Below are 25,909 nucleotides of genomic sequence, written 5' to 3' on the forward strand. Positions count from 1 at the left end.
ACGCCTATCCAACTTTTCTATTAAATTGGATAGTCCTTCGTTGCACAGACGGCATGTTGACTTCGGAACTGGCCCGGCGAAACGCCATTCCACTGACTGAATGCGCGAATAAAGGTATTGGCATCACTAAAGCCCAGCAGAAAAGCGATTTCCTGCAAAGACATGCTTGAACGCCGCAGATATTGTCGGGCTAACTCTGAGCGCAGTGCACTTAACAGTGACTGAAAGTTAGCGGATTCCCCGTCAAGTTTGCGTTGTAAGGTACGCTTACTGATCGCCAGCTTGGCGGCAACCTGCTCAGCACTCACCTGCCCCGATGGCAGCAGCTCCATCAGCAGGGCTTTGACTTTTTGGGTCATGCTGGCGCTGGCATCCAGCTCTGCTAAACGCCGGGCCAGGTCATTTTCAAAGAAAGACCACATGGCGGCGTTTTCAGTCATAAAGGGTCGGTTTGCATCCTCGGCGCTAAAACGTATCGCGACCTGGCTACTGAGGGTCAGGTGGGTGCCAAAATAGTTGTCAAAATCGTCCGGATTGTCGGGCAGTTGTGTGACATACAGGGCTTTGGGTACCACCTCTGAGCGAGTTGCCAGGCGCGCAAGCTGGGTAAAAAAGGCCAGCTCACATAAGCCCAGCGACTTGGGCAGGGGTTTGTCATACCCATAGCAGTCGAGGCGTAGCAGCAGACCCTGGTTATCTTCTTGCACGTCCAGCGTGAGCGGTCCGATCAGGGGCTTGTAGCTGCTCAGGCGATGCATAGCGCTACTCAGATCTGCACTACACAAACAGGCAAAAATGGCCGGGTCGAATGCTTCAACATTAAGGTGCTGCGCCAGTTTCAGCGGCAAAGTTTCACCGAGCTGTGCCTCCATCGCATGCCACAGATCAAAATACTGGGCCGCATTGACGGAGGTTGGTAAGGTGTGCCACAGATCGGCGGGTAGCTTTGCCTGTTTTAACAGCCGTGCCGGGTCCAGATCGAGATCTTTAAACATGATCAGGCAGTGCGGTGACAGAGTAAATTTCGCTGTGCGCTTCATTATTTTTCCATTGTGCGACGTGACATAGACAGCACCAGGCGACGAGGCAACAACGGCACAATCCAGTTTAACAGCAAGCTTAACACAGGCTCATTGAAAGCCAGTAACTGGCCTTTTTGCATGGCCTGATAGCCACATCTGGCCACAGAGCTGGCGCTTTTACCTTGCTTAAATACCGCCAGCTCTTCGAGGTTGCCTGTTTTGGCAAATTCAGTTGCCACGGGTCCCGGACACAAGGCGGTGACGCTGATCCCCTTGTCTCTGAGTTCTTCTGCCAGCGCTTGAGAGAACGAGGTAACAAACGCCTTGGTTGCATAATAGGTGGCCTGTAAAGGGCCCGGAATAAACGAGGCGGTTGAGGAAACATTGAGGATCTTGCCACGTTGGCGGGCTGTCATGTCCTGAACAAAAAGGTGGGTCAGCGCAACCAGACTATTGATGTTTACCTGGATCATCTCCAGGTCGGAAGACAATTCACGTTGATGAAAAAAACCATGGCCGCCAAAACCGGCGTTGTTGATCAGGATATCGACCTCGATACCCTGTTGTTTGGTTGCGGTGTAGATCTGCTGTGCCGCAGCCTGGTCGGTCAAGTCTGCGGTTATTACACTGGCATTGACACCATAGCTTTGCTCCAGCTCTTTTTTGAGGGCAATCAGTTTGTTTTCAGAGCGGGCAACCAGCACGACATCGCCGCCCTGCTGCGCATGCAAGCGCGCCAACTCTAACCCTATCCCCGAAGATGCGCCTGTGATCAGGGCTGTGTTTGTGTAAGTCATGATGTCACCTTGTTACCAGAAGTTATGACGTCATTGTAGAAGAAGACATCCGGTAATTCACTGGCAGAAGGTGACACTTTACTTGCAAAAAGTGACTATTAATCCCGAATATTTACTTCGCCGCGGACCTTTTCGATGCGTTGTCCGCCCGAGGTGTCGCCTGTGATGGTCAGACCGCCCGCCTCTATCACCTCGATGTCGCCGGAGTCATCATCAATGGTGACATGACCTTTAATATTTTGCAGTACCAGGTTGCCACTGCCGTCGTCTACTTTGGCGTTGCCCTGTAAGTTCTGAACGCGTACAAAGCCGGAATCATCGCGTAAATCCAGGGTGTTACCGCCACGGATCTCGACATTACCCGAGCCATCCACGATGTGCAGGTCGCCACTGAGGTCCATCAGGCTAATGTTGCCGGATTCATCGTCCAGGGTGAGCGAACGTCCGCCAATGATTTGCAGGTCGCCTGAGCCGTCTTCAATGTCCATATCGCCGCTAATATCGGAGATATAGATCTGCCCCGAGTCATCATCGAGCTTAAGCTGGCTGCCGCCTTCAATGGTAATGTCGCCAGAGCCGTCTTCGATATCCAGCATACCGCTGACACCACGGATCAGCATCTGTCCTGAACCATCGTCAATTTTGACGTTTGCAGCGCCGTTAATGCTGATATCACCTGAACCATCCTCCAGTTCGATATCGCCGGTCATGCCGGTGATGGCAATGTCACCCGAACCATCGTCAATATCCAGCATCAGGTGGCTGGGCACGCGCAGGGACAGGTCAATTTTAGGGCTATTACCGCTGTACCAGACAATACCAACCCGGGCGCTATGTTTTGCAATCAGCTTTGCATTGTTACCGTCCTGTTCAAGGCTAAGCTGATAGCTGTGCTCTTTGTCAGTCCGTATCCTGGCATCGACTTCAATCTGGGTAAGGTTGTCGACGCCCACAATATCCAGCGAACCGGCGCTGGTGTCTGCGACCAGGCTGCGCAGTTCGGTGGCGTTGAGGGTCAGGGTTTTTTGTAGTTCCACGTCTGCAACGGTTTTGCTGTGTCCGTCAATGTGGATCACACAGCCACTGAGTGCCAGCGCAGCGAATAAAGGAGAGAGTTTTTTTATCATGATGCAATTCCAATTTGTTCTTTTTTATATAAAAGGAATAAAGCAAAACAAGTGCCAATAAAATAGTTTAATAATATCAGCTGTTTAAAGTTTCTCTGAATTCCGTGCTGAACATATAGTGACTGAATGTGGTGAAATTAGCCAAATAGTGGTGTAACTATTTACAGGCTGGGGGCGAGTATGTCACGGGAATGTCAATTATTGCATCTAGCATTGTCTTTGTACCGAGTGGTGAGTATTGACGAGCAGACTGATGTTAGATTCGATAGTGACCCGGCCAGCACAGGCGCAGCCAAAGCGCACACAGCCTCAGACAGGCGTGCCAGACAGTGCGTTATTTTTGGGCGTAGGTGCGGCCAGTGCAACCGAGCTGGGGAATTCCGCCTGTGTAATTTGCTGCGACGCCCGCCCCTGGCTGCTGATCGACTGCGGCCATGATACGCTGGCGCGCTATAAACGGGCCTTTGGCAGCCAGTCGCTGCCCCGGGCAGTATTTATCACTCACCTGCACTACGATCATATTGGTGGGCTTGAACAGCTGTATTTTAAGGCCGCTTTAAGTGGCCAGACAGTGCGTTTATATGTGCCAGTACAATTGATCCAGTCACTGTTTGCCATGCTGGCGTATACCGGCCTGGCAGAGCGTCGTGAAGATGTCTGGCATACCTTTGAGTTGCATCCGGTGGGTGAGCAGTTTTTCCATCAGCAGCTCAGGCTAAACTGCTATCCGGTCCGTCATCAGGCCCCCGGTAGTGCCTTCTCTTTGCATCTTCCCGGACGCTTTTTCTATAGCGGCGATACCCGGCCCATTCCTGAGTTGTTGATCCATCAGGTGACTCAGGGGGAGATTATTTTTCATGACTGCGTGGCATCTGCAAACCCCAGCCACGCCGGGCTGGATGAGCTTTTAAAGGAGTACCCGCCAGCAGTCTTAGCCAGGCTCTGTGTATATCATTATCACGGCGCTGACGATATCCATGCGTTTGAACAGGCAGGTATTCGTTATGCCGAACCCCAACAGCTTATCTCCCTGTGTTAAGCCCCTTTACACTCAGGTGCAGGTCAGTAAGACGGGCTTAATTTGATCTCAGCCAGCATTTCTTGCTCCTCCTCATCAAAGCCGGTTTCGACAAAGCCAAAGCTGGCATAAAAGTCTTTTGCAACCGGGTTATCGGGTACGTAGCAGATAGCAATTTCTGTGATTTCTCGGTGGCTGCGGATCTCGTCCAGCGCAGCCTGAAGGGCTTGTCTGCCTATCCCCTGCTGCTGATGAGCTTTATCCACCATTAATCGCCAAATTGAAATCCGGTGCGGTTGCTCCGCCACCCACATGAGTAATCCGATTTGCTTTTCCTGGTAGTTGATAGCACGTACTTCATAGCCAGGATTATAGGCGGCTTCGAGCAAGGTCCAATCGTTGGGGGCGACTAAGGGCTTTTGTTGCTCGTGTAGTTCAAGGTCACCCAGCTGTTCGAAATTCTTCTGCCACACGGTGCTCAAATACACCTCTGGTAGGGGCTCATTACTGTGCCACTCCATCAGGTAGCTGGTGTCATTCCAGCGTCCTTTATATTCAAATGACAGCTGGCTGAGCAAGGTGCGCATTCGCTCATTGCCCTCAACATAAACGGCTGAAATAACCTGACAATCCGACTTGGCTCTGAGCCGCACTAGTAATTGTCGCAATGCCTGAGTGGCAAAACCCTGGCGCCGAAAGCGTTTGTCTATGACCAGCTGAGTGATAGTGTATTCATGTTGGGTGCCCTCCGGCTCCATGGGATGATATTGAATAAAGCCGATCAGGGTTTGCGCGTGGTAGATCAGCAGATTCCGGTAGTATGGGAAAAACGCGGATTCGGCCAGGGCTTCGGCCGGTGACGCAATAAAACTCAGATCGCCTGGCAGTAGTTGCAGTGCAAATACTTCACTGTAATTGTCTTTATTCGCTGCTTTTAATGTGATCATGGTCACTCCTTTTTTCCTTATATAGGTCCGTGTTGGTTCAAAACCAAGTCATTTTGGGGTTTTTTATACCGTGAGAAGGTACCGCGTAAGTATTTGTATTATATGGATGTGCTTGTTAAACACCAAAATTGACCTAATTTTCAGGATAATATGTGCACAAATTTCTGGTGTTTTGGGTCATTTTTTGCTATCAATGTTACTACTTTTGGTTGTATTGCCTTCTCTTTTATTAATACTTTTGTGGTTTTGATTGTCGGGAGGAGCGCAGGAGGAGTTAATCATGTTGTTTTCACAATCAGATCGCCCCGGTCATAATCAGTGTTCACTGTTTTTCATCACGATTGCCACTGTCCTGTTATTCGCGCTTACTCTCTGGCTAGCCTGATTGACAAGACTCCATGGGAGTCTGTCTGACACTAATCAGCTTTTTGCATAAGTTTAACGCTGCACGTTAATCACATGCTGCAACTTGTTTCCTACCCATATAATCTGAATATATTTAGTTATATTTCCCGCAAAGTACGTTAAAATACTCTTTTATGTTGCCTGATCAGCCGTCACGCTGAGCCAGACTACATGTTGTACTAAGGGGGAGATTGCCCCTGAAAAGTAACTGCTCTGTTCAAAGGAAAATTATGCAATTAGTTGATTTAAAAAACGATGATTTAAGTGTTAGAGAACTTTTTGCAGAAATTGACCGCCTGATGAATACCCTCTATCCCATAGCCAGCGATCAGTCTTTGGCTCTGGAAGAACTCAACCAACCCAATGTACGTGCTGTGGGGCTGCGTAATGAAGAAGGCATAGTGGCATGTGGGGCCATCGTCAAACAGTTTGATAAAACCTTATACGGTGAAATAAAGCGTTTGTATGTTAAGCCTCAGTATCGTGGAAAGGGGTTGTCGAAGCGTATAATGCAAATTTTGCTACATTACGCGGGCGATGCACAAATTCCATTGATCCGCCTGGAAACCGGGGTCAAGCAGGAAAAAGCCATCAACCTGTACGAAAGCCTTGGCTTTGAACGTTGCGAACGCTTTGGTCTGTACCGTGATAACCCACTCAGTGTCTTTATGTCGTTGTCATTAAACAAAGAGTAATCCTCGGCTTCTCAAAACGACGCCCCTCAAAATCGACTTTATCGTTGTTTTGGTCTAGTTTTTAAACAAACCAGAGGTGGAGTTAAGGAGCAACGAGTGAAAATTTTGGTTGTCGATGATATGACCCCGATGCGCCATGTGATGATCAGCATGCTGCGTCGGTTAGGTTTTACAGACATAGATGAAGCCACAGATGGAAAGCGGGCACTGGAATTACTCGATAATAAAATATACCAGCTGGTGGTTTCCGATCTCAACATGCCGCACGTAGATGGATTGACATTGATCCACGAAATCCGCTCCAGACCAACCCTCAAAGACCTTAAGCTTCTGATGGTTACCTGCGAAAATGGCCGGGACCGGGTACAGCAAGTGTTGCTACAGAAAGTCGATGGATTCGTTATCAAGCCATTTAGTCTGGCGACGCTCGAAAATCAATTAAAAAGAATGAAACTGTTAGACACCATTGAATAATTGAACAGGTGGTGGGAAAAAGCCCCGTGATCACGGGGCTTTTTTAGACTTTATAATTACTTCTCAGAGTTGACTGGAAAGCCGCGATCTAACATCAGGGCTTCAACCGCTGCGTCGCGACCACGGAACTTGCGGTACGCCTCAGCCGGGTCCATCGCATTACGCACAGAGAACAGGTAATTTACCAGACGATTTGCCACTGCTTCATCGTAGAAGCCTCCTGGCGCACTAGCGAAGGCCTGAGCCGCATCTGACGTCAGTACTTCTGCCCACAGGTATCCGTAATAACCTGCTGAATAACCTTCACCTGAGAAAACGTGACCAAAGTGCGTAGTGCGGTGACGCATCACGATTTCAGACGGCATGCCGATAGCTGCCAGCTGAGATCTTTCGAATTCAACTGGATCGCCAATCTTAGCGGGATCTGTGGTGTGGAACTTCATATCCATAATGGCTGACGCCAGATATTCTGTGGTTGCAAAACCCTGGTTGAAGTTGGCCGCTTGTTTGATTTTGTTTACCAGTGATTTCGGCATAGGTTTGCCGGTTTCATGGTGTACCAGGAAGCGTTCGATCACTTCATCAGTGACCAGCCAGCGCTCTAACAGCTGTGACTGGAACTCAGTGTAGTCACGTACACCGGAGTTTGAACCCGGATATTTCACCTTAGAAGACAAAGAGTGCAGTGCATGACCGAACTCGTGGAAGTAAGTTTCAGCATCACTCCAGGAGATCAGACTCGCCTGACCTGCCGGTGCTTTGACGAAGTTTGAGTTGTTCGAGCTCAGTACGTTGGTTTTGCCATCAAAGGTGGTATGGCCGCGATACGAAGTGGCCCACGCGCCAGAGCGTTTACCCTGACGTGCAAACGGGTCTAAGTACCAAAGGCCAATGTGCTCGCCGCTGGTTTTATCGGTCACTTCCCAGACGCGCACGTCTTCATGGAAGACCGGCACTGAACCTTCTGGTACTTCAGTGAACTCAAAATTGAACAGGCGCCCTGCAACGTAGAACATGGCGTCACGTAGCTTGTCCAGTTGCAGGTATTGTTTGACTTCATTGGAGTCAAGATCGTACTTGGCTTTACGCACTTTCTCAGAGTAGAAGCGATAGTCCCATGGCTCAATCTTGATGTTTGCGCCTTCTTTGTCTGCCAGTGCCTGCATATCTGCCACTTCTTCTTTGACACGGGCAATGGCTGCTGGCCAAACCTTATTCATCAGCTCCATGGCATTTTTCGGGTCTTTTGCCATGCGGTCTTCAAGGCGCCATTGCGCATAGTTTTCATAACCCAGCAGTTGCACGCGTTCGTGGCGCAAGGTCAGGATTTCATTGATGATGGCTTTGTTGTTGTGCTCACCGGCATTGTTACCACGGCTGTAGTAGTTCTGCCACACTTGTTTACGTAATTCACGTTCAGTGGAGTACATCAGGAACGGGGCCATGGAAGAGCGGGTGTTGGTCACCGCATACATACCTGGTTTGCCTCGTTCCTCAGCTGCGGCTGCCGCAGAGGTAATGTAGGACTGAGGCAGACCAGACAGCTGATCTTTGCTCAGGTATACGACATAGCCTTCTTCGTCGGCCAGTACATTATTGGCAAAGTCTGCGTGAAGCTTTGATAAAGCCAGGTTAATTTCGGCGTAGCGTTTTGCCGCTTCACCTTCCAATGTCGCGCCGTTGCGGGCAAAGCTGTTGTACTGTAGCCAGGTGATGCGCTGCTCTTCTGCGCTCAATTGTTTAAATTCAGTGCTTTCATACACTGTTTTAACACGCTCAAACAGGGCCTTATTTTGGGTGATCTTAGAGCGGTACTTGGCATATTTTGCCATCAGACCGCCCTGCATTTGGCGAAATTCAGGGGATGAATTGTTGGCGCTCCAGATACCAAAGTAGGTAAAAAGGCGATCCAGTGCCTGACCTGAACGTTCCATCGCAACGATAGTATTGTCAAATGTTGCCGGTGCGGTGTTGTTTGCGATCAGATCTATTTCGCTCAGGTGGTCAGCCAACGCGATATCCAGTGCTGGCTCCAGGTCTTTCAGTTGGACTTTATCAAACTGAGGCACACCCTGGTAAGGACCGGTAAAAGGCTGTAAAAGCGGGTTTTGATATTGTTTTTCAGCGATTGTAGGTGTTGCTGAGCTGCTTTGTTGTGTGCTGCTGCATCCTGCCAGTCCGATAATTACGGCTGCGCTGAGTAGTGTTAGTTTCATTTTCAACATAGTTGGATTTCGCTTGTTGGTATTTTAGTGTCAGCATACTAAAAGACTATTTCATGAAAGTGCAATCAGGATTCGATTAATCGCCAAAATCAAAGTGTAAAAAGATATGAATGGCTAAGATCTGCGCTACACTATGAGAGCTCAAAAACTTCCTCATTCTGGATCATTCAATGGAAATCGGTATTTTTATTTACGATGGCGTTGAAGTCTTGGACTTTAGCGGCCCATTTGAAGTGTTCAGCACGGCTGCTCGTTTTGTCGATGAGCCCGTAAATGTTAGCCTGATTGCGCCCAGTCATGCGCCCGTCAGTTGCCGTGGTGGCCTGTCTGTCAACCCGCATTACAGTATTCATGGTCATCCCAGGTTTGATTTGTTGATCGTTGCAGGTGGACAGCATCAGCAAGTGATCAATAACACCTCGGTGTTGGCCTGGTTGGCCGAAACGGCTACGCATACACGTCGCTGTGCGTCAATTTGTACTGGGGTGTTTCTGTTTGCCGAAGCGGGGTTGATCGACGGTAAATCGGTCACCACGCACTGGGACGACCTGGCATTATTGCAAACCAGATACCCACACCTGAAAGTGTGTCAGGACAAACGGTTTGTGATGGATCAGAATTTTACCAGCTCAGCTGGGATCTCGGCAGGCATAGATATGAGCCTCGAACTGGTAAAGTTGCACTTTGACAAAACGCTGGCAGTGAAAACCGCGCGGCAAATGGATTATAACTGGCTCTAAAGTGGCATTGATAAAGCCGTGTCATAAAGCCAGTTAATGACGGGGCCTTGTGCCTTATCCCTGCGCCTGACCAGGCCCATATCAACGGTCAATGAGCCGGGAATGTGCCGAGTAGAAAGGGTGGTGACGGCCTCGTTAAACCAGTGGGACTTAACCACATGCTCTGGCACCAGCGCCCAGCCAACACCTCGTAAAACCAGCCCGGCGATATAGTAATAACTGTCGATGTGCCAGTGAAAGGAGGAGATGGCCTGAGACTGGCTGTTGCCAATGCGGTCTCGGATCACCAACTGGCGATGCTGATTTAACTGCTCAACCGTTGGTTGTGGGCAGGATGCCAGCGGATGCTCGGGGGCCACTATCAGGCGCTGCTCAAAGCTGCCCAGGGGGGTAAAATCCAGGCTCTGAGAGAGTGCTTTTTGATGAAATAAGATCCCGAGATCGGCTTTTTGTTCATCAACCCATCCGGCAATGTCATCCTGTGAGCCGTTTAATAGTGACAGTTTTAATAACGGAAACTGCTGCGACAGTTGCTCGAACAGGGTCTCAAATGCATTGATTGGCACGGCTTCATCCATGGCCACGGTCAGTGATACCTCCTCGCCGCAGCTCATTGACAGCGCTCTGGACTGTAACCTTTGACACTGCATCAGCACGGCTTCTGCTTCTGCGAACAGGTCATGTCCTGCCGCATTTAATACGGGTAAGCGGGCTGAGCGATCAAACAGCTCAAAACCCAGGTCGGTTTCCAGGTTGGCAATGGCTGTGCTTATCCGGGACTGCGCTTTACCCAGTTTGCGGGCGGCAGCAGAAAAAGAACCGGTTCTGGCCGCACATACAAAGGCTTCCAGTTGATCGAGTGTCCAGTGCATGAGGATCTCCAAAGTATCCGAAAAGCGGATAGTAACTAACTTTTATTCATCCGGTAGTTAAGCATAATAGCGGGTATTAGCAGTGAGCGGGGAATTTTATGCAAACGCACAATGTGGAGCTAACACAGCTCAGTCAGGACCAAAAAGGTCCGACGGAGCAGCGCAGCGAGTCGGTAGCCCGAACGTTCTGGCGCTATACCATACCGGCTATTGCAGCCATGATGGTGAATGGCTTATATCAGGTTGTAGATGGGGTATTTGTTGGTCATTTTATCGGAGCCGATGGCCTGGCCGCCGTGAATATCGCCTGGCCCGTGGTGGGCCTGATAGCCGGCCTGGGTACGCTGGTGGGGATTGGGGCCGGGAGTTTACTGTCGCTGTTTCGCGGGGCTAAAGACCCTGCGCAGGCCAAGGCAGTACTGGCAACCAGCATCTGGTTGCTGCTGATACTGGCAATTGTAACCAGTCTGGCGCTTTATGCCAGTGGCAGTCTGTTGCTTGATCTGCAAGGGGCCAGTGGTGAGGTACTCAGGCTTGGCCACAGCTACCTGTCGGTATTCGGCTGGGGGGCGTTGGCGACCATGGCGGCGGGGGCGTTGCCCATGCTGATCCGCAATGACGGCAGCCCGGGCGTGGCAACGCGGTTACTGATTTTTGGCGCACTTACCAATATTGTATTGGACTATGTGTTTATTGTGCTGTTGCACTGGCAACTTGCAGGTGCTGCCTGGGCCAGCGTGGCATCGCAATCTCTGGTGGGTATCCTTGCCCTGTGCTACTTTTGTTCGGCCAAAGCGCGCGTCAGACTCACTTTAAGCGGGTTAACCTTCTCTGTAATGCTTGCCGGGCGCACCTTAGTTCAGGGTGCCTCAGGACTTGTTATGTTCCTGTATTTTGCTTTTATCACGGCGCTTCATAACAAGCAGTTACTGGCTTATGGTGAACCCTTGCATGTCGCAGCGTTTGCACTGATCGGCTATATCGGGGTGATTTATTACTTTTTTGCTGAAGGGGTAGCCAGCGGGATGCAACCGCCGGTGAGCTATTATTATGGGGCAGGGCAAATAGAGAAAATTGCTGCGACATTGAAACTGGCCTGTCAGGTGAGCCTGTCGGTTGGGCTGGCAATTGTACTTTTTCTGAATGTTTTTCCAGAGGTTGTGGTTGCCTTGTTTAGCCAGGAGCAGGCACTGTTGGACGAGGCGCAACATGGTGCACGCCTGCACTTGTCGATGGTGTTTTTGGATGGATTTATTTTTCTTGCCGCAATGTACTATGTGGCGCTCGATCAGGGGGCAAAATCCTTATTGATCTCACTGGGTAATATGGCTATTCAGGTGCCGTTTTTATTCCTGCTGCCGCGGCAGTTTGGTATAGACGGGGTCTGGCTGTCTGTGCCTGTGTCTAACCTGGTACTGACTTTGATTGTCGCACCTATGCTGTGGCGGGATTTGTCTCGGTTAAAGCACAGCTCAGTAGTTAGCAGCTAAAAAGGGGGTGGCAACCCCCTTTACATATTACAGCAACCGCCTGGTAGGCACATATTGGCGGGCTGTCACCAGGCTGATAGCCACCAGAGTCACCATCACACCGCCCAGGCTTATCGCAATGAGTGTTGGGCTGGGCGAAAACACCATTAACGTTTTAAGCCAGGGCCAGCTCAGGCCAACTGAGATAACCGCAAACGCAATACTCATCAGTGCGGGTTGCAAAAACGCACGGACTCTTGCCTGCAAAACCTGGCGACGTTTTGCACCCAGCATCAGGTGTACTTTAACCACGCTCTGTTGCAGATAGGCTGCATAACTTTGCAGACTGTATATACCATACGCGGTAATGGTCAGGATCAGCAGATTGACGAAGACCAGCAGCCAGGTGGTGATCCGCCGGTATTGATGCGCGTGGGCCACTTCATCGTCCAGCGCCCGCCACTGAGTGAGCACAAATTGTGGGGGCTGCTGTTGCAGCAGTGTGCTGAGCTGTGTTTTGCTCAGCGTCAGCCCGGGTGCCAGTTTCACCAGCAGGTAGGTGGCTGAGCCAAAATTAGGCAAGTAAAAGCGTGCGGGTGGCACAGGTTTACCCGGCAGTTGCAAATCGTCAATAACAGCAATGATGCGCTGGGGTTTTGAGCCATCAATTTCCAGGGTTTTACCCAGCACCTCGCCACCGAGCTTTTGGGCAAACGTACGGTTGACTATGACCACCGGGCGTTGCTCGTCAATGTCTTGTTCGGTGAATGTGCGCCCGGTAACGAGGCGTTGTGCCAGCACCGTAAAGTAGTCCTGATCCACGTTACGATGAAATGGCAGGTAACGGGTATCCCGCCAGGGGGCGGTGACGTTAAATTGAAAGTCGTCTTTGAGCGGAGTGCGGGCAAAACTGGCGGCCACCACTCCGGGCTCTTGTAATAAGGCTTGTTTAAAGGCCTTGGCCATCGGGGCATATGCAGACCACCCTTGCCAGTCCAGTGTAGCGACGTTAAATTCCAGCTCATAAACTTGCTGTGTTTCGAACCCCAGCGGATGACTTAGTTGTTTGAGATTATCCCAGACCAACTGCGCACAGATCAAAATAGCCAGAGAGACCAGCAACACCTGTGAGGCGACAAAGCGCCGGATGGTGGTCTGGGACAATTGTGCAGCCTGGCCTTTGCCGCTGCGTCTGAGGCTGCGCATCAGGGTGTCTGACTGACAATGTCTGTGGCTCAAGGCCATAAATAAAGCCAGGATAGCGATCCCCAACAGGCTTGCCAGCAAAACCATCGGCCAGTTGAGCGCCAGTTGTTCGCTCTGATAGATAAACTGAGATAGCCATGCCGCGCTGTATTGTAACGTCAAATGTGTTACGCCTAAAGCGAGCATAACTGCCGGAGCGATGAGCAAGAGTAACTGACAAGTTAAGGTATTACGCAGCGCTGCGTAGTTTGCGCCAACCACTGAGCGTACGGCCAGCTGATGTCGACTTTGTAGTAGCTGGAGTAAATACAGCTGTGCCAGGTTTAGGCTTGCCAGCAACAGCAACGTCAGCGTACAGGCAAATACAATTAAAATAACCGGGTGGTCGCCACGCAGTGCAGCTGTCAGAGGTTGTCCTGTCAGGCGGGTTTGCCAGTCTCTGAGGTGTTCTGGTGCGTACAAGGCTGCCAACTCGTTGGTTTTACCCTGCAACTCAGTCAGTTTCTCCTGTGCTGTTTGTGCACGTAGTAGCACGCGTATGTGAGGATCTGGGCTTTGCCAGTAGCCTTTGTATTCAGAGTTGTTGTAGCGCCAGGGAAGCCAGAGATCAGGTTGCCAGCCAGCTTTGAACAGCTCGGGCGCGTGATAATCTTGACTGACGACGCCACGGATTGGGTGATTGACACCATTGATATTAAGGTGGTGCTGTAATATGTCTGGCGTACCGCCGAAGGCGCTTTGCCACAGCGCAAAACTGATCACCGCACCTTGCGGTTGCACATCTGGTGTAGCCAAAAATTGATTGCTATGGCCGTGTATCAATTGTGCTCCCAGCAAAGCTTGCCAGTCGCCACTGACATACGCGGTGTTAATTTTTTCCTGGTAGCCTGTCGTCAGTGGGACTTCCTCTGCGTAGTAAAAGGTCAGCAACGGGTTTGTGTATAATGTACCACCTGATGCTAAAGCAGGCTGTAACATCGCGCGCTGCAGTTGCGCAATAGCAGGGTAGGGCCAGCCATGATCGTTTAGTTCGGCAGCACTGGCCTGGCGATGATGATCAAGCATCAGGATATGCTGCGGCTGAGGGTAGGGCAGCGGCTTAAACCAGATATGATAGAGCAGGGCAGCTACACAGAGCACAGCACTGAGTGTCAGTGTCAGCAAGGCAAGCATGCTAATGGCCCAGCGCGGATGTTGGCGCAGCTGCATAAGCGCTGGCTGTAAACAGGTGAACCAGATAAAGTCGCGATAGCGCTGTAGCATAGTGAATATCCCTTGTACGGTCGGTGATCAGAACTGAGTCTACAGCAAAGAATGGTCCAGAAAAATTGTATAACAATAACAAATAGTTATATATTTCATGCTGTCACTTATTACAAAAGCGGACCGCCAGTCCGGAATGAGACGAATCAGCATAATTAAGTAGCCCATCTTGAGGCGGGGAAACTTCGCGAGCATGAACAAAAATTTGGGGGCCTGTGTCTAAGGTCTCGGCTCTTAACAGGCCGTTTTTCAAACAGTGATTGACAGACTGAGTCTCTCCAGTGATTTTGCATTAATGCGGGTTGGTATTGTTATGGTGCTATTAACTATCAGGCAGGGAGAATAATCATGAGAGTAAATAAGTTGCGTGCAGTTTTGCTGACGGTGGCCTTGGCGTCTTTGATGTCCGGCTGTCAGAGCACGGGCAGTCAACGTTATCTGGCACAGTTTAAATCGGATCCTGCTCAGGCCTGCTATGATCGAGCAACACAGCCCTATACATTTGTGGTAGACGCGCATGCGCACTTTCGTCCTTTTGGAGGGGAGGCGGTGCCTTACTCTGAATTGATTGGTTATTTTCAGCCTGCTGGCGTGTTGTTTGTGAATGTGTTTGGTATCGGGCAGATGTTCAGCGCACAAAGTGGTTGTCAGCGTTTTTCATTGTGCCCGAAGGGGGAAATCAAGCCAACCATCAGAAACGATGTTATCAACGCATCCAATGCGCTGCTGCATCCGAGTACTGATATACACCTGACGTTGTCGATGAGTTTTGCCAATCTCAGTGAGCCGCAGCGTATAGTGCAGCAAATGACATTACTGGACGACGAGTTTGGGCCGGCATTTACCTGGATGGGAGAGGTGAATCTGGTTAAACAAGCATTGTTTGACCACTCACACCGGGCAACAGATCCTGCGCAAATAGATGACTGGGCACCGTTTATGGCCAGGCTCAGATCGCCAGATAGCGGCAGGGCACCTATGCCGTTATCTATTCACGCCGATATTGGCTCCGATCTGGAGCCAACCAGGTATTTGTTTTTGATGGAAAACGTACTGTCACGCTATCCAGACAACCCGATTGTCTGGGTTCATATGGGGTTGTCGCGGGAGCAAACTAAGCTGGATCCGCAGCAACACATAGCGATATTATCCCGGCTGTTAGATACCTATCCAAACCTGATACTGGACATTTCGTGGCGGGTTTTGTACGAGTCGTATTTTCGTCATGCGGCGATACGTGAGCAGTACGTGGCGTTTTTTAATCGCTATCCAAAACGCATTCTGACCGGCAGCGATTTTGTGGCAGCAAAAGGCTATAAGTTGCGGGACTATCGGCGTGAAGTCGAGATCAATAGCCGTATCAATCAGTACCTCAGCGATGAAGCGTTTCGTAATATTGCGCTGGGTCAGAACTATTTTGACTTAATGGGACTAAGCTATCGGGCGCCTGAGATATGCCAATAACGACAGTTGTACTCGATGTGTAAATGACCCCGATATGCGGGGTCAGACAGCGCGTATCAGTGGCAATAAAAAGTCACAAATGTGTGGGTGTTACACTGACCAACGGTGTCACAAAAGTGGCTTGGCGGTGGTGCCGCACCACCAACCTGGGGTGTCAATGCTGCGTCCAGTCCTTTTGCCTCGTTTGACAGTTGCTTTACATGCTTTTTGTTTAATTGTAATTTCATCGTCTTTTCCTTAGTTAAGTTGTGTTGCTTTTTTCAGCAACACCTTTAACTTAGTGGGTAAAGACTGAACTGGCAATGGCCTGTTTGTAACATTTTTTACGCATTAATCTGCATGATTCTTGTTGTGCCAGTCCAGTGCTGTTTGTAGCGTTGCGTCCTGCTCCTGATTGTGTTGTTGCTGTTTAACCACTATATCCGGCATAAAGGCCTCTCTCGGCGTGCCATTAATATGATAGAGCTTTTCTCTGGGTAACATGTAGCTGAGCTGACTGTGTGGCAGGGTTTCACTGTATATGGCACCCAGTAGTTGTGACATTTGTGTGCCAATGACCGTCGCCCGGCCCATGCCATGCAAGCCTATGGTCAGGCCTTCTCCCATGCTGCCAGTCCATTTGTTGCAAAGTACAATTAACGGTTTGTCATACTGGAAGTCGCCACGGGGAAACACAAACTCCTGCCAGGCGCGTTTCACACCAAACTCTCGCTCGATAGAGACCAACTCATGTGTCTGATATGCCTGACGAGATTTAATAAAGCGGCTCATAATGCCTCTTGCCACTTCTGTGTTGCCTCCACTTGGCGTGTGACGTAGATCGAGGATCATGGCCTGGGTATCTTTCAGCTGTTCCATTGCCAGGTCAAAAGCCCCGATCAACGCGTTATTGCCCAGGCTGTTTTCCGGGCGAATATAGCCAATTGTGCCAATGCGTTTTTGAGTTAGTAAGGGCTTTTCTGCGATCACATCCTGCACGATGGCTTCAATATCCAGTAGTTTAATTTCAGTCTTATGTTGCCAGCGTACTTCCAAAGAGAGTGTTTGCTTTCGTTTGCCGGTTAACAGGCGATTCAGTACCCAGCTTTTTGCTGTATCAAATCCAGAAGTATTCGCTTGTTCAATGGCCTGCTCGATGGGGGTGCCATCGACTCTCAGGATCTGCATGCCTGCGCGGAAGCCCTGCTGGTAAGCTGATTCGGCAAAGGGAACCGCGGTGATAATAGCTTGCCCATCGCGCCATTCGGCCCACAAGCCGGTTGCCGTGGGCATTGGCAGGTAATAGTCTTTTGGTCGTGGTGTAACGTCAGCGTGATGATCAAACCAATGTTCCAGGCAGTAATTAAGTCTCCCTGACAGTTGCAGCTTGCTTTTGATTGCAACACTTTGATGACGAACACACTGCTCAAAAGTAGCAAAATTGGTCGGCTTATCATCACGGTAGGCGTATCCGAGCCGGACATAGTCAATAAAACTCTGGAGATCCTGTTGTATTTGTGTGGGTGTAAGAAGGTTTTGCTTATCATCTGTTTTAGTGGCGGCTGAAGCATTGCTCATGCCACAGGCTGCCAGAAGTGTTGCGACGAGTAGTGAACGCATGACTATCCTTAATGTTGTAAGTTTTGTTATTGGCCTGCCAGTCGCTCTTCATATTCGTCCTGCAATTGCTGGTAATCCTGTACCGACAGCTCAGCGCTTTGATATCGACGCTCCAGGATCAGTAATTGCTTGATGTAGCGCATACTGGCAATAAAAACTTCAGGTTCAACCTTTTTAGAGCGCTGCAAGATGATCAGATGCTCATTGAGTTCGCTTAACCCTTCCAGGGAAAGGTTTTTGCTGACCAGATTCTGGGTGAGCATATTGTCCAGGTATTGGGGGTAAACGAGTGGATTGCGGGCAAAAAATGCTTGCTTGTCGCCATATTCTTCGATGTTTTGCTGGTAGGCCTCATGAAGGCTGATACTATAATCCAGGCTTTCCTCAACGACGGCTTCTGCAGCGTGGAGCACCTTAATCAGATCTTTGATTTCTTTTCGATCTGCGTCGTAATTACTGATCGCAATTGCCAGTAATACACCCACTAAGGTTGCAATTAACGTCAGGATAAAATTACAGGCGACCTCGTAACGGTGGGTAAAGGCTTTAAACCTGGAAGTGAACAATAGGGCGCTGAGAGCCAGCAATACGAGTGTCAAAATGATGTACAGCATAATGGGATATTTTTAGTTGTTTTATGCGTAAGATATTGACTTTGAGTATGAAGTGCAACCAAATGACAAAAAGAGGGTGAAGTTTGCCTGGCTGGCGACTGGTAAAGGCTTCACCCTGCTCGCAAATCTAAAGCCGTTCTGCCACCTTGCTATTTGCGTGTGTATCCAGCCACTGTACCAGGGTGTCCAGCGCACCCGGCGCGAAATCATCGGCACTTAAATACAGTGCTGCCCGCATTGGCAGGTCGGTTTTGAGCAGGCTGTGGGATGCGTTACTGATCACCTTCTGCTCCAGTGTATCTGCTGCGCCCACTGTGCTGGCAAACACCTGCTGACTGTGTTCCACATCCACTCGCATATCTGAATCGCCAAACAGTGCCAGCACAGGAAATTGAATATGCGCAAACCCGCGGCTAACATCCGAGTCGATGTTGGCACGGACAAAGTTAAAGCGGGCTTCATCCTCCAATGGTTCTGCCATAAATGGATGTAGGTGTAAGTCGCTGCCCCGGTAGGCATCAAATCCGGCCTTGAACAGCTGGTATTCCAGCGTTGTGAGCTCATTAATTTCCTGCCAAATGCCAGTGTCGTCGGCATGGATTTTCTCTTCTTCTATCAGGCGCAGCCACATCATGTACTGGCTTTGTTCTCGCCAGTTGGCTGCACCCCCTACCAGCGCGGCAAATTTTAACTCAGGCTCATTACCCAGTTCGGCCAGCACCCAGCTTGCCTGGCTGAAGCCAAGCAAGCCTATCGGGTTATCCGGGTAGCCATTTTGCCTGAGATAGCGAATTGCACTGCGGACTTCCTCTGCGCGCTGAAGCATTGTTTGCGCCAGCCAGTCGCCGCTTGAATTACCAATGCCGGGTTTACTCCACGACATCGTGGCGTATCCTTTGTCGGTGAGTGTTGTGATAATGGGGTCGAAGTAGCCATGGGCGCTGTGATCCATCGCGCCATCACCATGTACAAGCAGGACAATGGCATCTCGGCTCTGATGTCTTTTGGGGGTGACCAGCCGGGCTTCTAACGTGTTGGTGTCGGCGTTGAATGCGATAAGGCGGTCCTCAACTTGCTCCTGATTACTGTTATGGCAGCCACTGAGTAAACACAGTGCCATGCAGGCGCAGGCAACCAATACAGCAGTACTCCATCTGGACATAATGATCTCTCCTTTAATTAGAATGCGAAACTATCAACAGACTCCTACCATATAGAAAGCCCCGCAAGGTGGGTGTAAAGCCGTGTGGAAAGTTGTAATTAGCTGTAAAAATTAAGCCTGGGTAAAGGCGGTTGGCTTGTCACTGTGATGGTTTTTTACAGGTAAACACTTTTGCTGTATAGCAAAAGTGTTTACCTCCTCCGTCTATTATCATTTTTTGAGAAATAATCTACAGTGAGTACTCATAGCGCGTTGCTGATAAAACGTACTGGCACTGCGCATCCGATCACATCATTCAGGAGGATACAATGAAAAAAGTACTCATACCGGTCACAAACCATGCAACCTTAGGTGACACAGATCAGGCGAACGGTACCTATGCCCCTGAGCTGACCCATGTTGTGCACGTATTAAAAGCGCAAGGCATTGGCTATGAACTGGCGTCTATTCAGGGGGGTGAGGTGCCTCTATATGGCACTGACGCAGAAGGCGATCAGATCAATCGGCAGATGCTCGAAGATGCTGAGTTACAGGCCAAAATTGCCAACACGATGAGTGTGTCTGAACTGAAAATTGGCGATTATGACGCCATCTTTTACCCTGGAGGCTTTGGACTGCTCAGTGATCTGGCCACTGACGAACAGTTTGCCACGCTGGCGGCAACGCATTACGAAGCCGGCGGGGTGATTGCTGCGGTGTGTCATGGTCCCGCAGCATTGCTTCCCATTACTCTGAGTAATGGGAAGCCGCTCATCGCAGATAAATCAGTTACTTGCTTTACCCGCGAAGAAGAAATTGATTTTGGTACCATCAGCAGCATTCCGTTTTTGCTGGAAGAAGCCATTGCCCGCAAAGCGGCGCAGTACCGTAAGGTTCAGCCGTGGCAGGAATTCGTGATTGAAGACGCGGGCCTGATCACCGGGCAGAATCCGGCCAGTGCACACGCTGTGGGCGTTGCCCTCGCTCAGCATCTTACACAGTAAATATACCATGAATACGCTGGTCGTTTCTCTGACGGATACGGCTGGCCCGCTTAGATAAGGATCCCAGTAAGTTATGATCAAGGTACACCACCTCAACCAGTCACGATCGACCCGTGTTTTATGGCTGCTCGAAGAACTCAAGTTACCATATGAAGTCGTGCATCATGCGCGTGATCCCCACACCAGATTGGCCCCAGCAAGCCTGGGCCAGGTCCACCCGCTGAACAAAGCACCGGTCATTGAACACAAGGGCCTGGTACTGTGTGAATCCGGGGCGGTTATGGAGTATTTGCTGGATCAGGCCGATTCAACCAGTTTGCGTCCGCACAAGAGCGACCCGAATTATTACCAGTATCTCGAATGGTTGCATTTTGCAGAAGGAACGCTGGCTTTGCCGATTATTGCAACTTTGCTGATGGGGATGGAGCAGCGTGACGGCAGCGCGCCTATGGACGGGTATATAGCCAAAGAGCTGACACTGGACCTGAACTACATTGCAGCAACGCTGGAAAAGCAGGCGTTTTTTGCCGGTGAACAGTTTAGCGCAGCAGACATCATGATGACCATTACGCTGGAATTTGCTGCGAATCTTAAGTTGCTGGACGATAAGCCGCAGATACAGGCTTATCTGAAAAAAGTACAAAATCGTGAGGCTTATCAGGCTGCCAGAGCGCTTGGGTAATCAGCCCAAGCAAAGCTGCCTGGGGTACATCCAACAGCGCAGCTACTTGTATGTGTAATCGCCACAGCATTGGGTGTACTGTGGCACTTTAAGCATTAGCGCATTCTTATTTCCAGCTGCTGATTTGGCTGCGTGATCTGTACTGCCAGTTGTCCAAACTGTGGTGCACCTGCCGGGCGAGCATTATTACTGAAGCCATATGGCTCTGTAGGCATACCAAAACGATTTCGGTTTAGTCTGCCATCGTTATTGAGATCCTGATAGACCATAAAGCTGTACTGGCCGGGTTCGATATTTTTCAACCTAAGCTCTGGTTCGGCATCGGACACGATTTGTTGCGCAACGCGCCAGGCCTGATGTTGAATAAACCCTGCCGGAGAATCATAGGCAACCAGTTTTAGGGTGCCAGATTGATGTGCCAGGCCACTGAATGTGATCGTCAGATCCTGAGCCATCGCACTGGTCGACAGTGCCGCAAGTATACAGGCAAATGCAGTGATGCGAGTCAAATGTTTAGTCATGTTGGTTATCCTTTGCTGAGTCATTATGTTGATGGGATAACTTTACGAAAAGGATGGGGTAATTACGTGTGTGATCTGTCATGACCATGACATGACGAATGTCACTCCTGTTCGAAAGAGGGTTTTATTTACTATTAACGCCTTCACTGACCAAACGTTGGTACCGTGGTAAGGGCCTTTACAATCGCTAAGGCTGCAACAAGGTATTGCGCTTAATCATCTAAAAGGTGCCATGTTCCAGCCACGCTTTCAATTGATCCGTATTGTTCGGTAGCACGTATTTTTTAGTGCCCCGTTGCTGTGATATGACCAGCAGGTAGGGCCTGAAAAAATTTATCTCAATATCTTTGCAAGGCATGTCAGCTTACCCTATGTTTATGGCTGGTGAGGCCTTGGTGATAAGGAAATATGAATGGCTGATTTAATGGTAAAAGGTGTGATTTTTGATCTGGACGGCACTTTGGTGACCTCCTCACTCGACTTCGCTTTGATAAAAGCGCAAGTGGGCTGCGACCGTGACGCAGACTTACTTGATTACGTGGAGTCTCTGCCTTCACCCTATATGCGTGAAGAGGCGATGGCGCTAATTCATCAGCACGAAATGCAAGATGCTCAGCGTGCGGAACTCATCCCTGGTGTAGCAGATACCTTGTCTTTTTTACGAGCCATCGGCATGCCCATGGCAATAGTAACGCGTAACTACGCCAAAGCGGCCAGACTGAAACTGGAGCGATGCCGACTGGAGCTGGATTTAATGCTGACGCGTGAAGATGCATTGCCAAAGCCAGATCCTCAGGCGTTGCATATGGTGGCTGACAGCTGGTCTTTGCCCTACCAACAATGTGTGTATGTAGGAGACTACAAGTACGATATTGAAGCGGCTCAGCGTGCCAGTATGCATGCGTGTTTATTTGCCCCCGCAGGCCTCCCGGATTATGCCCGGCAGGCCGACATTATTATTGAACGTTTCGCTGACTTACCCGCTGCACTGGGCCTGCATCATCGCTCTCGCACAGGCCAGCTGGCTGGATAATTGCCCCTGTGCGCTGTTGTAATAGCGCGCAATTCTCGTCTGGGTATAGCCCAAAATGCAATGTCTTGTTAGAATCTTGGCCAATATAATTTGCACAAACGAGAATTAAGATGGGTAGAGCATTTGAAGTCCGCAAAAACGCCATGGCAAAAACGGCAGCGGCAAAGACCAAAGTAAACTCAAAATATGGTAAAGAGATCTATGTAGTTGCTAAAAATGGTGGCGCTGATCCCGACACTAACCTATCCCTTCGCCGTTTGATCGACAAAGCTAAGAAAGACCAGGTTCCGGCGCACGTGATTGAAAAAGCAATTGAAAAAGCGGCTGGTGGTGCAGGTGAAGATTATTCTCCGGCACGCTACGAAGGCTATGGTCCTGGTAATTGTATGGTGATTGTGGACTGTCTGACTGACAACCCGAACCGTACTATCAAGGATGTTCGCCTGCCTTTCACAAAGACAGACTCAAAAATTGGTAGTCCGGGCTGTGTTGCACACATGTTCGATCACTTTGCTATCCTTGGTTTCGCTGGTGATGACGATGAAGCGGTACTGGAAGCGCTAATGATGGCCGATGTAGACGTGACAGACGTCGAAATAGAAGATGGTCAGGTGTCCGTGTTCGCACCGCACACTGAGTACTTTAAGGCGAAAACAGCCCTGATTGATGCGTTTGAAGGCATCAATTTCGAAGTAGACGAAATCACTTGGGTACCGCAAACGCACGTTGAGATCACAGGTGAAGACGACCTGGCTAACTTTGAGAAGTTTATCAACATGCTGGAAGACTGCGACGACGTACAAAATGTATATCACAACGCGATTGTGAAAAACTAACCCCTGGGTGAGTGATTAGTCCGTCCTGTCAGCGACAGGACGGAGAAAGCCGAGCTTTTACGCTCGGCTTTTTGGCGTTTGATACTTATACCAATTGCACTTAATACCTGTTCAATTAGAAGGAGCAAATTTGGTATTAGTAACTGAATTTTACTTCTGCATTACTGCGCAGCTGGCCTGCTACACTTTCAACAAACTTCAGCACGTCAAAATTATTCTTAAACTGAGCAATGTCCCCTCTGGCTGAGTAGGAATCATCCAGCACTGCTCTGAAATCTAAGATATCTTTAAGATTTTCATTGTTAACATCATATTTTCCCCAGGCATTGGCTTTCCCATCGGCACCCCTGTCATATGCTAGCCCTTTCATCAGCACACCAGGCACTTGCTGTGCCAGTTTCAGCATCTCTTCATTGCTATTCAATTTATCGGATAAGTAGTTTTTTTGCTCATCGCTAATACTGCCACTTACCACAAACTGACCATGCTCATCGATTGAAAATCCCCAGTTTTCTTGTGTGAGCTCAGGAGCTGATTGGCTAAGCTCTCCCATAAAGCTTTGATAATGAGACTGCATGTCGCGAAACAGGCTGGGTAATTCGCCAAAATACAAAGTTTGGGATACTTTGACGAAACGCTCTGGTTCGTACACCGTATCTGAATTAATTTCCATATCATGCAAATTAGCACGATTTAATACTTGCTGGTCAGCATCCGAGACACTCTGCACCTGCTGTTTTGCAACATTGATGAGTTCTTCGCTCATTTCTTCTGGCGCACTGGTCGTTGACTGCCTACTCGTATTGTTAGCCGGTACTTGCGGTGTATTAACGCTTTGATGGGGGATCTTCATTGAATATTCCTTATATCTAGATGTGAAGTGCTCTCCAACCTATCGGCGAGGTATAGTGCAAACTTTAGTTTATTAACATGTTTTTATCAAAATAATCAAGTTTTGTCATTGAACTGAGGGTGGAGGTCGCGCTAACGTGCGACCTCGAATGGACTGTATTGTTTTATGAAGGGTTGCTACTTACCAGGTCTTGGTCACATAAGTGCCCGAATACAACATATTCTACATTTGGTCCGCCAATACCCAGGCCAACCGAGTAAGGTATTTCCAGTCGCCAAACACCATGTACCAAGTCGGTATCCCAGATGTTTTTATAACCAAAACTATATTCCGTATGCCTCAGGGTCAATTCACTGAAACACGAACCAACATTGACGACGCCTGAAACGCGACCTTCACTGTTTGCCTCTTCAATATGATCTACGTATTCAATTACAAGATCACGCACATCTTGGTCAAACCGTAAATTTGCCTTGGCTCCCTCAACAGGGTGTCCTGTGGAGTCTTTGAGTGTTATACCCCAAGTTACCTTGCGATATGCTTGTGTTGTGGCATAAGTTGCGTCTGCTTCACGGAACGCGGCATAGGTAACCCTGTTAACATTTGACTCCCCGGTTACAAAATAGTCTGAGGTCGACGCCACTTTGGTTCCAAAAGTAAGGTTATAAAAGTTGTCGGGTTTAACCGGTAGATTTAAGTTTGGAATGACCCTGACATAAATATCCTGGTTGGCTTGAAGGTTACTCAAGTTATTATCCCGGTTATTTGGTAAGGTTTGCCAGCCATTATTATAAACTTCAATAACCCACTCATCGAGTTTATTATCGTTAAGGTGAATAACGACATCCTGGCCTCGTACGGCTGTGAACTTGTACAGGTCAACATCAGTTGCAGAGTCCATGTTTGCATTGATATGATGTTGCTTATCGTCCAGTATGGTTGCAGTAGCAACAGTATCGTTGAATTCATAGCCGTCAAGTTGTGTAGCAACGATAGCTCCAAACCCAAAGGGTTTTGCATTACCTTCCTGTGCCTCAAAAAACCAATAGTAATGGCCCGGCTCGGTTAAAGCGACCACCGCTTCATCTGCTGTGCCTGTATTATTTGATAATCCCAGCGCCGTATATGTATCGTCTTCATTGTGGCGTATCAGTGATAAATCAATATTATTGCCGGCTTCTTGATTTAGCAGCAAGGCCGTCGTTTTACCCCGCTCTGTGATTTCAAAGTGATAACAATCTGTGGCCCCAGTGTTTAGGCCTGGGTGCGTGTAGAGGTTTCCCGTAGATAATGTTTGACACTGTGGGGTGATAGTTGTGGCTGAGTTTGCCGATACAGACTGGGTATGTCTGGCGAATAGTCTCGCTTCCTTTCTATCGTTCAAAGAAATTGAATAGCTTGAGGGGGTTACGGTTCCTGCCGGCTCCAGCTCTATGTGGTCTAATGAGGTATTTGCATTGGTGGCGAATGTCATTGCAATTGCCAGGGTAGACAATGCAGTTGCACTATTTTTCATATGTTTATTTTCCTTATAATATGTTCCTGATTATGAAATCACCATTTTTATTCGAATGCAACCTGATTATAAAGTTAACCTATTTGAAAAAGTATTGAATGAGAAAATGGATGTCAGAGATAACCTTATTTGCCTGCTTTTTACTAAGATAGTTTCAAAAATTAATCGCCCGGACTGTGTTGCACATATATTTGGCCACTTTGCTATCTTTGATTTCGCTGGTGAAGACGACTAGGCTAATTTTGAGAAGTTCATCAACATGCTGGAAGGCTGCAACGACGTACAAAACGTTTATCATAACGCGATTGTGAAAGACTAACCCCTGGGTGAATGATTATTGCGTAATTTCAGGTAAAAAACGGAAAAGCCGAGCCATGAAACTCGGC

General features: G+C 49.1%; 24 protein-coding genes and 1 pseudogene. 11 read left to right on the plus strand and 14 right to left on the minus strand.

The features are described 5' to 3' along the window. Positions 1-20: 20 nt before the first annotated feature. The 3 genes from MHN33_RS11440 to MHN33_RS11450 all read right to left on the minus strand — a co-directional run bounded on the left by MHN33_RS11440 (position 21) and on the right by MHN33_RS11450 (position 2,946). A complete protein-coding gene (locus MHN33_RS11440; RefSeq protein ID WP_239398061.1) occupies positions 21-1,040 on the minus strand; it encodes an AraC family transcriptional regulator in 1,020 nt (339 codons plus the stop codon). Further along, positions 1,040-1,819, minus strand: a complete 780-nt coding sequence (locus MHN33_RS11445) for an SDR family oxidoreductase (RefSeq protein ID WP_239398063.1) — start codon at positions 1,817-1,819, stop codon at positions 1,040-1,042. The genes MHN33_RS11440 and MHN33_RS11445 overlap by 1 nt, the downstream gene beginning before the upstream one ends. A gap of 98 nt (positions 1,820-1,917) precedes the next feature. After that, the gene (locus tag MHN33_RS11450; RefSeq protein WP_239398065.1) at positions 1,918-2,946 is read right to left on the minus strand and encodes a DUF4097 domain-containing protein; all 1,029 of its coding nucleotides are present in this window, start codon (positions 2,944-2,946) and stop codon (positions 1,918-1,920) included. A gap of 253 nt (positions 2,947-3,199) precedes the next feature. On the opposite strand from MHN33_RS11450, the gene MHN33_RS11455 reads away from it, so the two are divergent. Further along, a complete protein-coding gene (locus tag MHN33_RS11455; RefSeq protein WP_239398067.1) occupies positions 3,200-3,985 on the plus strand; it encodes an MBL fold metallo-hydrolase in 786 nt (261 codons plus the stop codon). A gap of 23 nt (positions 3,986-4,008) precedes the next feature. Here the strand turns inward: MHN33_RS11455 and MHN33_RS24035 are convergent, their stop codons facing one another. Beyond that, positions 4,009-4,911 (minus strand): GNAT family N-acetyltransferase, encoded by a 903-nt coding sequence (locus MHN33_RS24035; protein WP_343224843.1) that lies wholly within the window; start codon positions 4,909-4,911, stop codon positions 4,009-4,011. Positions 4,912-5,546: 635 nt separating this feature from the next. Between MHN33_RS24035 and MHN33_RS11470 the strand changes: the two genes are divergently transcribed. Both MHN33_RS11470 and MHN33_RS11475 read left to right on the plus strand, forming a co-directional pair. Then, entirely contained in the window at positions 5,547-6,011 is a 465-nt protein-coding gene (locus tag MHN33_RS11470) for a GNAT family N-acetyltransferase (protein WP_239398069.1), read from the plus strand. 96 nt (positions 6,012-6,107) lie between these two features. After that, positions 6,108-6,485, plus strand: coding sequence for a response regulator (locus tag MHN33_RS11475; protein WP_239398070.1), 378 nt, complete (start codon positions 6,108-6,110; stop codon positions 6,483-6,485). Between the two features lie 56 nt (positions 6,486-6,541). Here MHN33_RS11475 and MHN33_RS11480 read toward each other — a convergent pair whose 3' ends face one another. Then, positions 6,542-8,710, minus strand: coding sequence for a M3 family metallopeptidase (locus MHN33_RS11480; RefSeq protein ID WP_239398072.1), 2,169 nt, complete (start codon positions 8,708-8,710; stop codon positions 6,542-6,544). Between the two features lie 170 nt (positions 8,711-8,880). On the opposite strand from MHN33_RS11480, the gene MHN33_RS11485 reads away from it, so the two are divergent. After that, positions 8,881-9,450 (plus strand): DJ-1/PfpI family protein, encoded by a 570-nt coding sequence (locus tag MHN33_RS11485; RefSeq protein WP_239398074.1) that lies wholly within the window; start codon positions 8,881-8,883, stop codon positions 9,448-9,450. On the opposite strand, the gene MHN33_RS11490 is transcribed toward MHN33_RS11485, so the two are convergent. After that, positions 9,447-10,322, minus strand: coding sequence for a LysR family transcriptional regulator (locus MHN33_RS11490; protein WP_239398076.1), 876 nt, complete (start codon positions 10,320-10,322; stop codon positions 9,447-9,449). The two genes, MHN33_RS11485 and MHN33_RS11490, sit on opposite strands and share 4 nt — an antisense overlap. 98 nt (positions 10,323-10,420) lie before the next feature. Between MHN33_RS11490 and MHN33_RS11495 the strand changes: the two genes are divergently transcribed. Continuing rightward, entirely contained in the window at positions 10,421-11,812 is a 1,392-nt protein-coding gene (locus MHN33_RS11495; RefSeq protein ID WP_239398077.1) for an MATE family efflux transporter, read from the plus strand. 27 nt (positions 11,813-11,839) lie between these two features. Here the strand turns inward: MHN33_RS11495 and MHN33_RS11500 are convergent, their stop codons facing one another. Then, positions 11,840-14,260: an ABC transporter permease gene (locus MHN33_RS11500; RefSeq protein ID WP_239398079.1), complete on the minus strand. Its 2,421-nt coding sequence runs from the start codon at positions 14,258-14,260 to the stop codon at positions 11,840-11,842. Between the two features lie 348 nt (positions 14,261-14,608). Here MHN33_RS11500 and MHN33_RS11505 point away from each other — a divergent pair, with 348 nt between their 5' ends. Beyond that, a complete protein-coding gene (locus MHN33_RS11505; RefSeq protein WP_239398081.1) occupies positions 14,609-15,724 on the plus strand; it encodes an amidohydrolase family protein in 1,116 nt (371 codons plus the stop codon). Between the two features lie 56 nt (positions 15,725-15,780). On the opposite strand, the gene MHN33_RS11510 is transcribed toward MHN33_RS11505, so the two are convergent. The 4 genes from MHN33_RS11510 to MHN33_RS11525 all read right to left on the minus strand — a co-directional run bounded on the left by MHN33_RS11510 (position 15,781) and on the right by MHN33_RS11525 (position 19,099). Next, positions 15,781-15,951, minus strand: coding sequence for a hypothetical protein (locus tag MHN33_RS11510; RefSeq protein WP_239398082.1), 171 nt, complete (start codon positions 15,949-15,951; stop codon positions 15,781-15,783). Positions 15,952-16,054: 103 nt separating this feature from the next. Beyond that, positions 16,055-17,323, minus strand: coding sequence for a S41 family peptidase (locus tag MHN33_RS11515; protein WP_239398084.1), 1,269 nt, complete (start codon positions 17,321-17,323; stop codon positions 16,055-16,057). Positions 17,324-17,349: 26 nt separating this feature from the next. Continuing rightward, positions 17,350-17,937, minus strand: coding sequence for a hypothetical protein (locus MHN33_RS11520; RefSeq protein ID WP_239398086.1), 588 nt, complete (start codon positions 17,935-17,937; stop codon positions 17,350-17,352). A 127-nt stretch (positions 17,938-18,064) separates the two neighbouring features. Next, a complete protein-coding gene (locus MHN33_RS11525) occupies positions 18,065-19,099 on the minus strand; it encodes an alpha/beta hydrolase (RefSeq protein WP_239398088.1) in 1,035 nt (344 codons plus the stop codon). Positions 19,100-19,407: 308 nt separating this feature from the next. Between MHN33_RS11525 and MHN33_RS11530 the strand changes: the two genes are divergently transcribed. Then, on the plus strand, positions 19,408-20,082 hold the full coding sequence (locus MHN33_RS11530) for a type 1 glutamine amidotransferase domain-containing protein (RefSeq protein WP_239398090.1): 675 nt from the start codon (positions 19,408-19,410) through the stop codon (positions 20,080-20,082). Positions 20,083-20,155: 73 nt separating this feature from the next. Continuing rightward, entirely contained in the window at positions 20,156-20,764 is a 609-nt protein-coding gene (locus tag MHN33_RS11535; protein WP_239398092.1) for a glutathione S-transferase family protein, read from the plus strand. A gap of 95 nt (positions 20,765-20,859) precedes the next feature. On the opposite strand, the gene MHN33_RS11540 is transcribed toward MHN33_RS11535, so the two are convergent. Continuing rightward, complete coding sequence (locus MHN33_RS11540) at positions 20,860-21,285, minus strand: DUF2141 domain-containing protein (protein WP_239398094.1); 426 nt, start codon at positions 21,283-21,285, stop codon at positions 20,860-20,862. A gap of 412 nt (positions 21,286-21,697) precedes the next feature. Between MHN33_RS11540 and MHN33_RS11545 the strand changes: the two genes are divergently transcribed. Both MHN33_RS11545 and MHN33_RS11550 read left to right on the plus strand, forming a co-directional pair. Next, the gene (locus tag MHN33_RS11545) at positions 21,698-22,318 is read left to right on the plus strand and encodes an HAD-IA family hydrolase (protein WP_239398096.1); all 621 of its coding nucleotides are present in this window, start codon (positions 21,698-21,700) and stop codon (positions 22,316-22,318) included. 110 nt (positions 22,319-22,428) lie between these two features. Further along, the gene (locus MHN33_RS11550) at positions 22,429-23,154 is read left to right on the plus strand and encodes a YebC/PmpR family DNA-binding transcriptional regulator (RefSeq protein WP_239398097.1); all 726 of its coding nucleotides are present in this window, start codon (positions 22,429-22,431) and stop codon (positions 23,152-23,154) included. A gap of 136 nt (positions 23,155-23,290) precedes the next feature. Here MHN33_RS11550 and MHN33_RS11555 read toward each other — a convergent pair whose 3' ends face one another. Both MHN33_RS11555 and MHN33_RS11560 read right to left on the minus strand, forming a co-directional pair. Continuing rightward, complete coding sequence (locus tag MHN33_RS11555; protein ID WP_239398098.1) at positions 23,291-24,007, minus strand: hypothetical protein; 717 nt, start codon at positions 24,005-24,007, stop codon at positions 23,291-23,293. A gap of 163 nt (positions 24,008-24,170) precedes the next feature. Beyond that, positions 24,171-25,523 (minus strand): hypothetical protein, encoded by a 1,353-nt coding sequence (locus tag MHN33_RS11560; protein ID WP_239398099.1) that lies wholly within the window; start codon positions 25,521-25,523, stop codon positions 24,171-24,173. 112 nt (positions 25,524-25,635) lie between these two features. On the opposite strand from MHN33_RS11560, the pseudogene MHN33_RS11565 reads away from it, so the two are divergent. Then, positions 25,636-25,842, plus strand: a pseudogene (locus MHN33_RS11565) (hypothetical protein); the annotation flags it as partial. Positions 25,843-25,909: the final 67 nt, after the last annotated feature.

The sequence above is a fragment of the Pseudoalteromonas sp. OOF1S-7 genome, from assembly GCF_022347765.1.
In the GTDB taxonomy this organism is placed as follows: domain Bacteria; phylum Pseudomonadota; class Gammaproteobacteria; order Enterobacterales; family Alteromonadaceae; genus Pseudoalteromonas.